The sequence below is a fragment of the Micromonospora sp. CPCC 205546 genome, assembly GCF_036902715.1.
Classification (GTDB): domain Bacteria; phylum Actinomycetota; class Actinomycetes; order Mycobacteriales; family Micromonosporaceae; genus Micromonospora.
In genome coordinates this window covers 66488-80117 of record NZ_JBAKHL010000012.1, presented here as the reverse complement: position 1 = coordinate 80117, position 13630 = coordinate 66488, and the positions used below count along the sequence as shown (strand labels likewise).

The following is a 13630-nucleotide window of genomic DNA, read 5'->3' as shown; positions in this document are numbered from 1 at the left end:
CTCGGGTTACTCCCCTTCTGCAACGGCTGCGCTACCGCGCACGTTATCGCGCCGGGGCGACGAGCCGAGCACCACCGCGACGGTCGTGCCGCTCGGTTGCCGCGGCCTGATCTCCAACCGGCCCCGGATACGTTCCGCCCTCTCGGCCATGATTGCAAGACCGTAGTGCCCGTCGGAGCGCTGGTCAGCGATCCCCTGACCGTCATCCGACACTTCGATCTGCGCGTACGGAGGGTCGACCTCACAGGTGACCCAGAGATTCGCCGCTCCCGCGTGCTTGCGCGCGTTGGTGACGGCCTCCTGGGCGATGCGCAGCAACTCGGCCTCGGTGGCGGCGGGCAGCCGGGCGGTGGACTCGTCCAGGGACAGGTGCACCCGCAGCCCGCCCGAGGCGCCCACCGTGCGGGCGTACTCGGCGATCGCGGCGGCCAGACCGCCGTGCCGGTCCACCTCGCTGCGCAGCTCGAAGAGGCTCAGCCGCAGCTCCGTGATCACCCGGGTCACCTCGCCGCGCAGGGTGCGCAGCGCCTCGGCGGTCTCCTGCGGGTCCTCGTCGACGTAGGCCAGGGCGTTGTCGATGCCGTAGCCGACCATCACCAGTTCCTGCGCCACCCCGTCGTGGATCTCCCGGGCCAGCCGCTGCCGTTCCTCGTTGGTGGCCAGCGAGCGGACCTCGTCGAAGAGCAGCGCCGCCTCCAGCCGCAGCGCGGCCGGGCGGGTCAGCCCGGTCACCCGCGACACCACCGGCGGCGGGTACGCCTGCGCCGCGTCCGCCTCGAGCACCACCAGCCCGACGGTGCGCACCCCGGCCACCAGCGGCACGATCAGGGCCGAGACGTCGCCGCCGCGGTGCGACCGGGCCTGCGACCGGGCGGCGGTGTGCGGCTGCTGGCTGGCCCACGCGTCGGCGATGGCCGAGTCCGCGTCCAGCGTCGTCTCCCAGTCGACCCGCTCCACGCCCACCTGCGCGAGCACGACCAGCCGGCCACCGCCGCTGGCCGACAGCACGGCCGCCCGGTCCGCCCGGGCCACCGTGCGCAGCTCCTCCAGCAGGTGCTCGGAGATGCCGCCCGGGTCCAGGGTGGCCCCGGGCAGCTGCCGGGCCACCGTGCGCAGCTGGGTGAGCAGCCGGGTCGCCTCGGCGTACGGCTGGGGCTTGCCCTCGTTGCGGACCTGCATGACCCGGTGCAGGCCGCTGGCGGCGGCGAGACCGAGCCCGGCGAGGATCAGCCACTGGGCGCAGACCACCAGGTAGCCGAGCTGGCCGATCTGCCGTTCGCCGTCGACCTCGGTGAGGGCGCCGGCCACCAGCAGGGTGGCCGTGGCGACGGCCAGCAGGGCGACGCCCTCGCGGAACCGGCGGCGCAGCGCGGTGACGGTCACCGGGACCGCCAGGTAGGGCAGCACCGCCGAGGCGCCCAGTCCGTTGTTGACGTCCCCGCCGACGGTGGCCACGGCGGCGATCTGGCTCGCGGCCAGCCCCAGCACCAGCACCTCGGCCACCCGGCTGAGCGGGCCGATCGGCCGGTGCTCGGGCGCCAGCAGTGCGGGCAGCCCGGCGACCGCCAGCAGCGCGATCCACCGGAGCTGGCCGGGATCGTGTGTGGCGTACTGGGTCAGGACGGCGACGAGCGCCAGCATGACCACGCGCGCGGCGGCGGCGAGGGGATGCGGCTGGGGGGGCGTGGAGGCGGGCACGTGACGGATCGTAGTCAGCGTCGGTAGATGTCGGCGATCTCCGCCGCGTACGACCTGTGCACCACCTGGCGCTTGACCTTCAGCGACGGCGTCAGCTCGCCGGTCGCCTCGGTGAAGTCGTGGGGCAGGATCCGGAACACCTTGATCGCCTCGGCCTTGGAGACCCCCTGGTTCGCGGTGTCGACGGCGCCCTGGATCTCGGCGCGCAGCCCCTCGTGGTCGCGCAGCTTCTCGACGGGGGTGTCCTCGGGCAGGCCGGCCGAGGCGAGCCAGCGCGGCAGCGCCTCCTCGTCGATGGTGACCAGCGCGGCGATGAACGGCGCCCGGTCGCCCACCACCACGCACTGGCTGACCAGCGGGTGGGCCCGGACCTGGTCCTCCAGCACGGCCGGGGCGACGTTCTTGCCGCCGGCCGTCACGATGATCTCCTTCTTCCGGCCGGTGATGCTCAGGAAGCCGTCGTCGTCGAGCCGGCCCAGGTCGCCGGTGCGGAACCAGCCGTCCGCGCTGAGCGCCTCGGCGGTCGCCTCCTCGTTGCGCCAGTAGCCCTGGAAGACCAGGTCGCCGGCGATCAGGATCTCGCCGTCGTCCTCGATGCGGATGGTGACGCCCGGCAGCGGGCGGCCGACGGAGCCGATCCGGGTGGCGTCGGGCAGGTTCGCGGCGGCGGCGGGCGAGGTCTCGGTCAGGCCGTAGCCCTCGCACACGTTCACGCCGATGCCGCGGAAGAAGTGGCCGAGACGGGCGCCGAGCGGGGCGCCGCCGGAGATGGCGTCGCGGCACCGGCCGCCGAGGGCCGCCCGCAGCTTGCGGTAGACCAGCTTGTCGAAGAGCGCGTGCTGGGCGCGCAGCGCCAGGCCGGGACCGCCGCGGGTCTCCAGCGCCTCGCTGTAGGCGATGGCGACCTGCTCCGCGCGGGCGAAGATCCTGCCCTTGCCGTCGGCCTCGGCCTTCTGCTTGGCGCCGTTGTAGACCTTCTCGAACACCCGGGGGACCGAGAGCACGAAGGTGGGGCGGAACTCCTGCAGCTCGCCGACCAGGTTCCTGGAGTCCGCGCAGTGGCGCATGGTGGCCCGTGCCTGCACCACGCCGATCTGGATGAGCCGGGCGAAGGCGTGCGCCAGCGGGAGGAAGAGCAGGGTCGAGGCGCCGGCGCCGAACAGGTTCGGCAGCACGGGCACCGCGTTGGCGATGTCGGCGTACATGTTCCGGTGGGTCAGCACGCAGCCCTTGGGGCGGCCGGTGGTGCCGCTGGTGTAGATGATGGTGGCGAGGTCGTCGGCGCGGACGGCGGCCCGCCGCCGGTCGATCTCCGTCGCGTCGACCGACGCGCCGGAGCGGACCAGCTCGTCCACGGCGTCGAGGTCGATCTGCCAGACGTGGCGCAGCTCGGGCAGCCGGTCCCGGACGCCGGCGACCAGGGTGGCGTGCGCGCTGCTCTCCACCACGCAGCCCACCGCGCCGGAGTCGGACAGGATCCAGGCGGCCTGGTCGGCGCTGGAGGTCTCGTAGATCGGCACGGTGACCGCGCCGGCCGCCCAGATCGCGTAGTCCAGCAGGGTCCACTCGTAGCGGGTGCGGCTCATCAGGCCGACCCGGTCGCCGGGCTGCACGCCGGCCGCGACCAGGCCCCTGGCCGCGGCGACGACCTCGTCGCGGAACTGCCGGCAGGTGACGTCGACCCAGGTGTCCCCCGCGCCGGAGGGCCGGACGAACTGGACCGCCTCCGGGGCGACCTCGGCGTTGTCCCAGACCGGATCGGTGAGGTTGGCCGCGTCGCCGACGGTGACGATAGGCGGGACGGAGAACTCGCGCACCTGCACTCCCCTCGTGCTCACACTGGCCGGGCCGGCCGCCACGGGCGGCTCTGTCGAAACCTACCCGGCCAGGTGGCCGGGATGAAAAGGCAGGTCGCCCCGCCTGGCCGCGGCCGCCGCCAGGCGCCCGGCCCGGCGTGCCGGGGGCGGCGCGGCGTGGGCGTCGCCCGGTGCCGGGTAGCCTCCCTGCATGGCGGACACCTCGACCCAGTCGATCGTCGTCGGCGCGTCACCGCAGCGGGTGGCGGCGGTCGTCTGCGACTTCCCGAGCTACCCGGAGTGGACCGAGGCGGTGCGGCGGGTGGAGGTGATCGAGGAGTACGAGGACGGCTACGCCAGCCAGGTCCGGTTCACCATCGACGCCGGCGTGATGGCCGACGAGTACGTGCTGGCCTACGAGTACGCCGAGGACCTGTCCCGCATCGAGTGGCACCTGGTGGCGCCCTCGAAGATGCAGAAGTTCCAGCGCGGCTCGTACGACCTGGACGCCAACCCGGACGGCAGCACGACGGTGACCTACACCCTGGAGGTCGAGCTCTCCGTCGGGATGCTGGGCATGTTCCGCCGCAAGGCCGAAAAAATGATCATGGATACGGCGTTGAAGCAGCTCAAGCGCCGGGTAGAAGCATCCGGTGCGGCGCAGTGACGCGTACCGCGGCAGGGTAGGGGAGCCGACCATGGGTGCAACGGATCCGGGTTCGGCCCGGGAAGAGGCCGAGCGTCTGGTCGCGACGGCGCTGGCCGCCGCCCGACTGGCCGCGGCCGGTTCGAGCGGCGGTCAGTGGGGTCCGCTCGGTGGGATCGTGTCGAGTGTCCTCGGTCACAGCGGTGTCAAGGGCGGGGCGGGCGGTCCGTCCGCGGGCGGTTTCGCCACCGGCGCGGCGGAGTGCTGCGTCTGCCCGGTCTGCCGGGGCATCGCCGCCGTGCGCGATCCGAGTCCCGAGTTCGCCGAGCGCCTCGCCACCGGCGCGGGCGACCTGGCGGCCGGGGTGGCCAGCCTGCTGCGCGCCTTCGCCCCGCCCGAGCCCTCCGCCGACGCCCCCGCCGGGCCGGCGGCGACCCCCGGCGCGGGTGGCGGGGACGACCACGTGTGGCGCGAGGCCACCCGTAGCGGGCATGATTCTCAGCCGGCACCGGAGCGGGACGTCTGGTCCGCCGCCACGCGGGCGGAGGACGAGGCCGCCCCGGGCGCCGTACCGCCCGTCGACGTCGCCGGGTCGGCCGCCACGGCGACCGTCCGGGCGTCCACCGGCGGGCCCGTGGTTCCCACGTCCCGGGCACCCGGCGACGAGGGCGAGCAGTCCCCGGACGACGGGGCCTGACCAACGCACGTCCCGATCACGCGCCGGTCGTCGGTCGCGCGGTGCGGGCAGCACAGCAGAGGGGAGTGGCGGCGGTGACGCTGACCATCGGAGTCGACGTCGGTGGCACGAAGGTGGCCGGTGGTGTCGTGGACGCCGCCGGCACGGTCCTCGTGCAGGCCCGACGGGACACCCCCGCCGACGACGTCGCCAAGACCCGGGACGTGATCATCGAACTGGTCCGCGAGCTGGCCTCCGGGCAGGCGATCGAGGCGGTCGGCATCGGAGCGGCCGGCTGGATCGACGCCACCCGCTCGACCGTGCTGTTCGCCCCGAACCTGGCGTGGCGCGACGAGCCGCTGCGCGACTACGTCAGCGCCGCGACCGGCCTGCCGGTGATCGTGGAGAACGACGCCAACGTGGCGGCCTGGGCGGAGTTCCGTTACGGCGCCGCCCGCGACGCCGACGACTCGATGGTCATGTTCACCATCGGCACCGGCGTCGGCGGCGGCATCGTGCTCGGCGGGGAACTGCTGCGCGGCGCCAACGGCATCGCCGCCGAGCTGGGCCACATGCTGACGGTGCCGGACGGCCACCAGTGCGGCTGCGGCCGGCTCGGCTGCATCGAGCAGTACGCCAGCGGCAGCGCGCTGGTGCGGTTCGCCCGCGCCGCCGCCCGACAGGAACCGCACCGCGCCACCGCCCTGCTGGAACTGGCCGGCGGCGACGCCGAGGCGGTCTCCGGTCCCATGGTCACCGCCGCCGCGCAGGCCGGCGACCCGGTCTCCACCGAGGCGTTCGCACAGGTCGGGCGCTGGCTCGGCACCAGCCTCGCCGACATGGCGCAGATCCTCGACCCGCAGGTGCTCGTCGTCGGTGGCGGGGTGATCGACGCCGGGGACCTGCTGCTCGGCCCGACCCGGCGGTCGTTCGCCGACGCCCTCGCCCAGCGCAGCCGCCTGCCGGTTGCCGAGATCCGCCCGGCCGAACTGGGCAACACCGCGGGCGTCATCGGCGCCGCCGACCTGGCCCGCCGGCTCTGAGGCGGCGACCGTGACGCAGAGCCCGGGCGTGCCGCTGCGCGTCGTGTCGTACAACATCCACAGCCAGCGCGACGACACGGCCGCGCTGGCGGCGGTGGTTCGCGAGGTCCGGCCGGACGTGGTGATCGTGCAGGAGGGCCCCCGCCGGTTCCGGTGGCGGCAGAAGTCGGCGGCGCTGGCGGAGTCGTTCGGCCTGGTGGTGGCCGCCGGCGGGCTGCCCGCGCTGGGCAACCTGCTGCTGACCAGCCTGCGGGTGCGGGTGGTGGCCGAGAGGTGCCAGCGCTTCCCGCTCACCCCCGGCCGGCACCTGCGCGGCGCCGCGTACGCCGAGTGCGTGGTCGCCGGCGCGGCCCCGTTCACCCTGGCCGGGTCGCACCTGTCCACCGACCCGGCGGAGCGGCCCGCGCAGGCCGCGCTCTTCAAGGGCGAGCTGGACGCCACCGCCACCCCGGTGATCGCCGCGGCGGACCTGAACGAGGGACCGGACGGGCCGGCCTGGGCGACCGTGGCGCGCGGGCTTACCGACGCCGCCGTGGCGACGGACCGGGCCGACCGGCTCACCTACTCCTGCGCGGACCCGCGGCGGCGCATCGACGCCCTCTTCGTCGACCCGCGCGTCACGGTGGTCGACTACGACGTGGTGGACACCCCGCAGACCCGCCGCGCCAGCGACCACTTCCCGGTCCTGGTCGACCTGCTGCTGCCCGCCGCCGACTGACCGTCCGCCGCGCCCGGGGCTGGACAACCCGCTCCGTTGTGGAGAGGATGCTGCGCGACCCGGCACTCGTGCCGCACAAAAGGAGATCCCGGTGTCCACCTCCACCGACCACGGCCGGCCCGACCCGGAGGCGAGCACTCTCGCCCTGACCCGCGACGGCCGGCCGGTCTCCGACCGGGGCGACACCGTCTGCGTCATCGGCGCCGGCGCCAGCGGTCTCACGGCAGTCAAGAACCTGAAGGAGCACGGCTTCGGCGTCGACTGCTACGAGCGGGAGACCGGCGTCGGCGGCGCCTGGAACTGGCGGCACGACCGCAGCCCGGTGTACGCGAGCACGCACCTGATCTCGTCGCGGCCGTTCACCCAGTTCCCCGACTTCCCGATGCCGGACGACTGGCCGGACTACCCGCACCACAGTCAGCTGCTGTCGTACTTCGAGCGGTACGCGGACCACTTCGACCTGCGCGGGCACGTCTGGTTCGGCACCGAGGTCGTCCGGGTGGAGCCGGTGGCCGGCGACCGCTGGGACGTGACCACCCGCAGCACCGGCGGCTACGGCCCGGAACGCACCTCCCGTTACGCGGCGGTGGTGGTCGCCAACGGCCACAACTGGTCGCCGAAGCTGCCCCGCTACGAGGGGCTGGAGGAGTTCCGGGGCGAGGTCATGCACGCCTCGTCCTACAAGGACCCGGCGCAGCTGCGCGGCAAGCGGGTGCTGGTGGTGGGTGCCGGCAACACCGGCTGCGACATCGCCGTCGAGGCCGCCCAGCAGGCGTCGCGCTGCTGGCACTCCACCCGCCGGGGCTACTGGTACGCCCCGAAGTACGTCCTCGGCCGCCCCGCCGACCAGGTCAACGACGCCCTGCTGGCGCTGCGCGTGCCACTGCGGGTGCGGCAGTGGCTCTACCACTGGACGCTGCGGCTGACCGTCGGCGACCTGACCCGGTTCGGCCTGCCGAAGCCCGACCACCGGGTCTACGAGACGCACCCGATCGCCAACAGCCAGCTCGTCTACTACGTGGGCCACGGCGAGATCGCGCCGGTGCCGGACGTCGTGCGCTTCCGCCCGTACGCCGTCGAACTCGCCGACGGCCGGGAGATCGACCCGGAGCTGGTGGTCTTCGCCACCGGCTACCTGCCGCGCTTCGAGTTCCTCGACCCCACGCTGCTCGGCGACGACACGGGGGAGGGCCGCCCGAGGCTCTGGCTGAACGCCTTCGTCCCGGGGCGTCCCACGCTGGCCGTGGCCGGGCTGGTGCAGCCCGACTCGGGCATCTTCCCCCTGTCGCACTGGCAGTCGGTGCTCTTCGCCCGGCTGCTGCGGCTGCGCGTGACCCGCCCCGACCGGGCGGACGCCTTCGCCGCCCGGGTGGCGGCGAAGGCGGGGGAGCGCTACGCCGGTCCGGTCAAGGACAGCAGCCGGCACTGGTTCGAGGTTGGCCACGCCGACTACCTGCGCGCCGTCCAGCGCGCGCTGCACGACCTGGAGGGTTCCCGGTGAGCGAAAGGCCGGAACAGTGAGTCAGGTGCGGGTCATGCGGGGGCGGGAGTGGGCCCGCCCGGTCCGCCCGGTCCGGCGTGAGGTGCTCGGCGCGGCCCCGGAGGTGGAGCAGGGGCGTCCGCCGCTGCTCTTCGTACCGGGCTTCGGGCACGGCGCCTGGGCGTTCGCGGAGCACTGGCTGGGCCACGCCGCGTCCCGGGGCTTCCCGGCGTACGCGCTGAGCCTGCGCGGGCACGGCGACAGCGGGCCGGCGCCGGAGGCGACGCTGCGGGCGTACGCCCACGACGTGACCCAGGTGGCGGCGGGCCTGCCGCGCCAGGCGGTGCTGGTGGGGCACGGCGCCGGGGCGCTCGTCGTCGCCCACGCGCTGGCCCGCTACCCGGCCCGGGCCGCGGTGCTGGTCGCGCCGGTGCTCGGCGGCTGGGCGACGTTCGGGGCGGCGCTGCGCCGCAATCCGGTCGGCACGCTGCCGGCGGTGTTCGGCGGGCCGCTGCGGCTGCACCGCCGCCAACTGTTCAGCCGGGAGCTGCCCGAGGCCGACGCCCGGCGGTACGCGGGCCGGCTGGGCCGGGCCGGCCGGCGGGCCCAGTGGCAGCTGCTGACCGGGCGGGCCGCGGAGCCGGCGGTGGGCGACCCGCCGGTGCTGGTGCTGGGCAGCCCCGACGACCGGGTCGTGCCGGCGTCGGCGCTGACCCGGGCGGCCCGGCGCTACGGCTCGGCCCCGCTGCTCTTTCCCGGCATGGGGCACGACATGATGCTCGACGCGCGGTGGCGGGAGCCGGTCGACGCGATCCTGGACTGGCTGGAGAAGGACCCGGCGCCGACCGGCCGCTCCTGACGGGTCGGCCGGCCCTGACCGACCCCGGCCGGCCGCCGGCGTCAGCCGACGGCGCCCAGCCGGGTCAGCAGCGAGCCGCTGTCGTCGAGGGCCGAGAGGTAGGAGCGGGCCCACGCCCGGATGTCGTGCCGGTGCAGGTGCGCCCGCATGGCCCGCATCCGCGCACCGAGGTCGTCGGGGTGCGCCCGCAGCGCCGTGAGCAGACCCTGCTTGAGCCCCTCCAGGTCGTGCGGGTTGACCAGGTACGCCTGCGGTAGCTCGGCGGCGGCGCCGGCGAACTCGCTGAGCAGCAGCGCACCGGTGTCGTCGATCCGGGCGGCGACGTACTCCTTGGCGACGAGGTTCATTCCGTCGCGCAGCGGGGTCACCGCCATCACGTCGGCGACGCGGTAGAGCGCGGTCAGCTCGGCGCGGTCGAACGGCTGGGTCAGGTAGTGGATCGCCGGCTCGCCGACCCGGCCGAACTCGCCGTTGATCCGTCCGACCTCGCGTTCCACCCGCTCCCGCAGGATCTGGTATTGCCCGACGCGTTCCCGGCTGGGCACCGCCACCTGCACGAGCACGGTGTCGCGCACCTTGACGTGGCCGTCGGCGAGGAGCTCGCTGTATGCCTTGAGCCGCTGCTCGATGCCCTTGGTGTAGTCCATCCGGTCGACGCTGAGGATCACCTGCTCGGGACCGCCGAGGTCGTCGCGCAGCCGGGCGGCCCGGTCGGCCACGTCCGGCCGGGTGGCCAGCGCGGCCATCTCCAGGGTGTCGATGGAGACGGGGAAGGCGCCGACGCGCACCACCCGGTCGTCGATGGTGATCCGGCGGTCGGTGGCGGGAACGTCCAGCACCTTCGCCACGAGCTGGGCGAAGTTGTGCGCGGCCTGGGAGCGCTGGAAGCCGATCAGGTCGGCGCCGAGCATCCCGCGCAGCAGCTCGTCCCGGCGCGGGAGCTGCATGAACAGCTCGGGCGGCGGGAACGGCACGTGCAGGAAGAAGCCGATCCGCAGGTCCGGCCGCAGCCTGCGCAGCAGGCCGGGCACCAGTTGCAGGTGGTAGTCCTGCACCCAGACGACCGCGCCGGGCTCGGCCACGTCGGCCGTGGCCTGGGCGAAGCGCTGGTTGACCCGCTGGTACGCCTCCCACCAGCGCCGGTGGTACTCCGGTTGCTCCACCGAGTCGTGGTAGAGCGGCCAGAGGGTCGCGTTGGCGAAGCCCTCGTAGTGGTCGCGCAGGTCGTCGGCGGTCAGCGCGACGGTGTGCATCCGGACGCCGTCCACGTCGGGCAGGGCGGGCGCGGGGCCGGTGCCGCCGGCCCACCCGACCCACGTCGCCGGGGTGTGCCGCAGAAGGGGATGGAGGGCGCTGACCAGTCCGCCGGGACTGCGGCGCCATTCGCAGGCGCCGTCGGGCGCCACACTGTCGTCGATGGGCAGGCGGTTGGCCACCACCACGAGGGAACTCTGTCGCATCTCGGGCATTCCGATCAGCAGGGGAGCGACCGCCGCAGCGGAGGAACAACCGGGCAGTCAGCGAGGGGATGTGACGGACAGCGGTATTCCTACTGACAGTAAGTTACACCAGTGTTGCGTCCCCGGCTCGGGGCGTCCGTCGTCCCGGGATACGGGCAGGCCCGCCGCGTGGGTGGACGCCGGTCAGACGACCGCGCCGTCGTCCGGGTCGCGCTCGTCGCCGTCGTCGTCGGGGCGCAGCCGCCAGATCAACGCGACGAAGCCGGCCAGGATGCCGGTGAAGCCGAGCAGGTTGACCAGCGAGGGGTCGGCCACCGGGAAGACCGAGGGGAACAGGAAGAGCACGAAGCCGAGCACGATGGCCAGCACGCCCACCACCGCGTACTTCGAGAAACGCGGCAGGGGCGGGGGCGGCGGCGGGGTGTAGCGCTCGTCCTCCTCCTCGTCGTCGGGCAGGTCCGCGCCGAAGGTGTCCAGCCCGTCGAGCAGCGACGGCTCGTCGTGCCGGCCCCGCGAGACGGAGACGCCCGAGATGTCGGCCGCGTACGGCAGTCGGCGCACGTCGGTGGCGGTCGGCCCGGTGGGCTCGTCGGGCGTGCCGAGAGTCACCGGGCCGCCGGCGGGCCCGGGCGTGTCGTCCACGTCCTCCGCGGCCGGCCACGGGTTGTTTCCGTCACGGGGCGCGGTGGTGTGGAAGCCGGCGACGATGCGGGCCCACTCGGCCTCGATGTCCGGCTCGTCGTCGCGGGGCTTCTCGGTGGCGCTCTCGTCCGCGAGCTGGGTCAGGTAGTCCCGCGCGGTCCGCAGGTGGGACCGGTCGACGTAGAGCCGGTCGACCGGGCGGGGCGGAACGGTGGTGGTGCGGGTGACCGGGTTCAGGTCGGCCGAGGGCTGGAGGTATGCGGCGATCCCGCCGGCGGCCAGGACGTCGAGCAGGTGCTCACCGACGCGCGGATCCACGTCGCCGGCGACGGCGTACTCGCTCGCGTCGAGCCCGTTGTCCCGCCGTCCCCGGCGGGCTCCACCCGCTGACACCGACATCCTCCTCATCACGCGCCCGCGGCGCGGCCGCCTGAGCCCCCTCGACGCCGACCCGCACGCCGTGCCTTGAATCGTGACACGTCCGGACCCGGTTCCGGGAGTGCCTTGTGGCGCGGCGTACGAAGTCAGAGCCCCTGCCGCAGGTCGCGACGGGGATATATGTCCGTTCTTGCTGAATGCTTTTCAACCGAGCCCGGGTCGGGCGCCGCACCCGGCCGTACCAGGCCGCTCTCGTAGGCCGCCACGACGAGCTGCGACCGGTCCCGGGCGTGCAGCTTGGCCAGCAGGCGGCTCACGTACGTCCGGGCGGTCGCCGGGCTGATGTGCAGGACGGCACCGATCTCGTCGTTCGACCGACCGGCGGCCACCTCGGCCAGCACCTCGCGCTCCCGGGCGGTCAACGACGCCAGCCGGGCCGGGTCCGGCCGGCGCCCCCCGGCGCGTACCGCCGTCATGACCCGTCGCGTCACCGCGGGGGAGAGCAGGGCCTCCCCGGCCCGGACGATGCGCACCGCTCCCCGCAGCTCGTCGGGGCCGGTGTCCTTGAGCAGGAAACCGGACGCGCCGGCCCGGATCGCCTCGAAGACGTACTCGTCGGTGTCGAACGTGGTGAGCACGACGACCCGTACGCCGGCGAGCCGCTCGTCGGCGACGATCCGGCGGGTGGCCTCGATGCCGTCCGTGCCCGGCATCCGGACATCCATCAGCAGGACGTCGGGCCGCTCGGTGACCGCCAGTCGGTAGGCCGCGTCGCCGTCGCCAGCCTCGCCGACGACCTCGATGTCCGGGGCCCGGTTCAGCAGCGCGCGCAGCCCCGCGCGGACCAGGTGCTGGTCGTCGACGAGTCCCACCCGGATCATGCGGTCCCTCCCAGGGGCAGTTCGGCGCGTACCTCGAAACCGCCGCCGGGTCGGTTGCCGGCGGTGACGGTGCCGCCGAGCAGGGCGGTGCGCTCCCGCATGCCGCCGAGTCCGTACCCGCGCGGGGTGTCCTCGCGCTGCCCGCGGCCGTCGTCGCGGACGACGACGCCGACGCCTCGGGGGCCGCGGGCGACGTCGATCTCGACGGCGCTGGCGCCGGCGTGGCGCAGGACGTTGGTCAGCGCCTCCTGGACCAGCCGGTAGGCGGTCGAGTCGACCGCGGCGGGCAGCCCGGTCAGCTCGCCGCGGCGGTGCACGGCGACGCGCAGCCCGGTGGCCCGCGCGCCGGCGGCCAGGGCGTCCAACCCGGCCAGCCCCGCCACCGGCTGCCGGGGCTCGGCCACGGCCGCGTCGCGCAGGAGGCCGAGGGTGGTGCGCAGTTCCCGGGCGACCTGGGTGGTGGCCGAGCGGACGTGCCCCAGGGCGGCGCGGGCGGCCGCCGGGTCGTCGTCGAGGGCCTCGTCGGCCACGCCGGCGTGCAGCGAGATGACGGAGATGTGGTGGGCGATCACGTCGTGCAGGTCCCGGGCGATGCGCAGCCGTTCCTCCTCGACCCGCCGCGCCGCCTCGCGGGCGTGGTCGCGTTCCAGCTGCCGCAGCCGCCACCGTTGCTCGCGCCGCCGCAGCCGCCGGGACCGGACCCCGTCGCCGAGGGCGATCGCGGCGGCCATGATGGCGACGCTCGAGGCCAGTTCGAAGCCGACGAGGTACGCGACGCTCGTACCCTCCGCCGCGCGGAACGCGGTGGAGGCGACGAGCAGGCCGAGCCCCACGAGCACCGCCCAGCGCAACTGCCCGGCCTCCGCCGCCGAGTAGAGCGCCGCGGCGAGGGGGAGGGCCAGCCCGACCGGCGGGTAGCCGGCCACGTAGTAGCCCACCAGGCCGGCGGCGCTGACCACCAGCACGGTCGCCGGCGCGCGGCGGCGGAGCAGCACGAGCGCGCCGAGCCCGACGGCGAACAGGTAGGCGGGCACGTCGCGGCCCCGGTCGCCGCCCAGGTTCGCGGTGATCGCCGCCGCCACGACGGTCGAGACGGCACCGCCGATGAGCAGGTCCAGCATCGTGGCCCGGGACAGCCGGGCCGGCCCGCCCGCCGTCCGACCCGCCTCCCGCCGCTGCCGCCCCTCGGCCACCCGCACCCCCCGAGCGTAGGCGCCGCCGGCCGCCCGGCGGAGCCGACGGGCGTCCCGACCGACCGTCGCCCCACGCGGTATCCACGACCGACGGCGGTACGTCGGCAGGCGACACCGTCCGGTGTGGGCCGTCCACCGTCCGGCGTGGACGGCCCGGGCG

12 protein-coding genes are annotated in these 13630 nt (G+C 74.8%); 6 read left to right on the top strand and 6 right to left on the bottom strand.

The window, feature by feature from the left end; translation table 11 throughout:
* Positions 1–6 precede the first annotated feature (6 nt).
* Positions 7–1698, bottom strand: a complete 1692-nt coding sequence (locus V6U77_RS09695) for a sensor histidine kinase (RefSeq protein WP_334605912.1) — start codon at positions 1696–1698, stop codon at positions 7–9.
* Between the two features lie 14 nt (positions 1699–1712).
* Complete coding sequence (locus V6U77_RS09690; RefSeq protein WP_334605911.1) at positions 1713–3515, bottom strand: AMP-dependent synthetase/ligase; 1803 nt, start codon at positions 3513–3515, stop codon at positions 1713–1715.
* Positions 3516–3705: 190 nt separating this feature from the next.
* Between V6U77_RS09690 and V6U77_RS09685 the strand changes: the two genes are divergently transcribed.
* The 6 genes from V6U77_RS09685 to V6U77_RS09660 all read left to right on the top strand — a co-directional run bounded on the left by V6U77_RS09685 (position 3706) and on the right by V6U77_RS09660 (position 8916).
* Positions 3706–4161 (top strand): SRPBCC family protein, encoded by a 456-nt coding sequence (locus V6U77_RS09685; RefSeq protein ID WP_334605910.1) that lies wholly within the window; start codon positions 3706–3708, stop codon positions 4159–4161.
* A gap of 31 nt (positions 4162–4192) precedes the next feature.
* On the top strand, positions 4193–4837 hold the full coding sequence (locus V6U77_RS09680) for a hypothetical protein (protein WP_334605909.1): 645 nt from the start codon (positions 4193–4195) through the stop codon (positions 4835–4837).
* Between the two features lie 74 nt (positions 4838–4911).
* Entirely contained in the window at positions 4912–5859 is a 948-nt protein-coding gene (locus V6U77_RS09675) for an ROK family glucokinase (protein WP_334605908.1), read from the top strand.
* 10 nt (positions 5860–5869) lie between these two features.
* Positions 5870–6577 carry an endonuclease/exonuclease/phosphatase family protein gene (locus V6U77_RS09670; protein ID WP_334605907.1) on the top strand — a complete coding sequence of 236 codons (708 nt, stop codon included), beginning with the start codon at positions 5870–5872 and terminating at the stop codon, positions 6575–6577.
* 91 nt (positions 6578–6668) lie between these two features.
* Positions 6669–8078, top strand: coding sequence for a flavin-containing monooxygenase (locus V6U77_RS09665; RefSeq protein WP_334605906.1), 1410 nt, complete (start codon positions 6669–6671; stop codon positions 8076–8078).
* 34 nt (positions 8079–8112) lie between these two features.
* On the top strand, positions 8113–8916 hold the full coding sequence (locus V6U77_RS09660) for an alpha/beta hydrolase (RefSeq protein WP_334605905.1): 804 nt from the start codon (positions 8113–8115) through the stop codon (positions 8914–8916).
* Between the two features lie 41 nt (positions 8917–8957).
* Here the strand turns inward: V6U77_RS09660 and V6U77_RS09655 are convergent, their stop codons facing one another.
* The 4 genes from V6U77_RS09655 to V6U77_RS09640 all read right to left on the bottom strand — a co-directional run bounded on the left by V6U77_RS09655 (position 8958) and on the right by V6U77_RS09640 (position 13476).
* Entirely contained in the window at positions 8958–10376 is a 1419-nt protein-coding gene (locus tag V6U77_RS09655) for an alpha,alpha-trehalose-phosphate synthase (UDP-forming) (protein WP_334605904.1), read from the bottom strand.
* Between the two features lie 183 nt (positions 10377–10559).
* Positions 10560–11411, bottom strand: coding sequence for a DUF308 domain-containing protein (locus V6U77_RS09650; protein ID WP_334605903.1), 852 nt, complete (start codon positions 11409–11411; stop codon positions 10560–10562).
* A 131-nt stretch (positions 11412–11542) separates the two neighbouring features.
* A complete protein-coding gene (locus tag V6U77_RS09645; RefSeq protein ID WP_334605902.1) occupies positions 11543–12277 on the bottom strand; it encodes a response regulator transcription factor in 735 nt (244 codons plus the stop codon).
* On the bottom strand, positions 12274–13476 hold the full coding sequence (locus tag V6U77_RS09640; RefSeq protein ID WP_334605901.1) for a sensor histidine kinase: 1203 nt from the start codon (positions 13474–13476) through the stop codon (positions 12274–12276). The genes V6U77_RS09645 and V6U77_RS09640 overlap by 4 nt, the downstream gene beginning before the upstream one ends.
* Positions 13477–13630 lie beyond the last annotated feature (154 nt).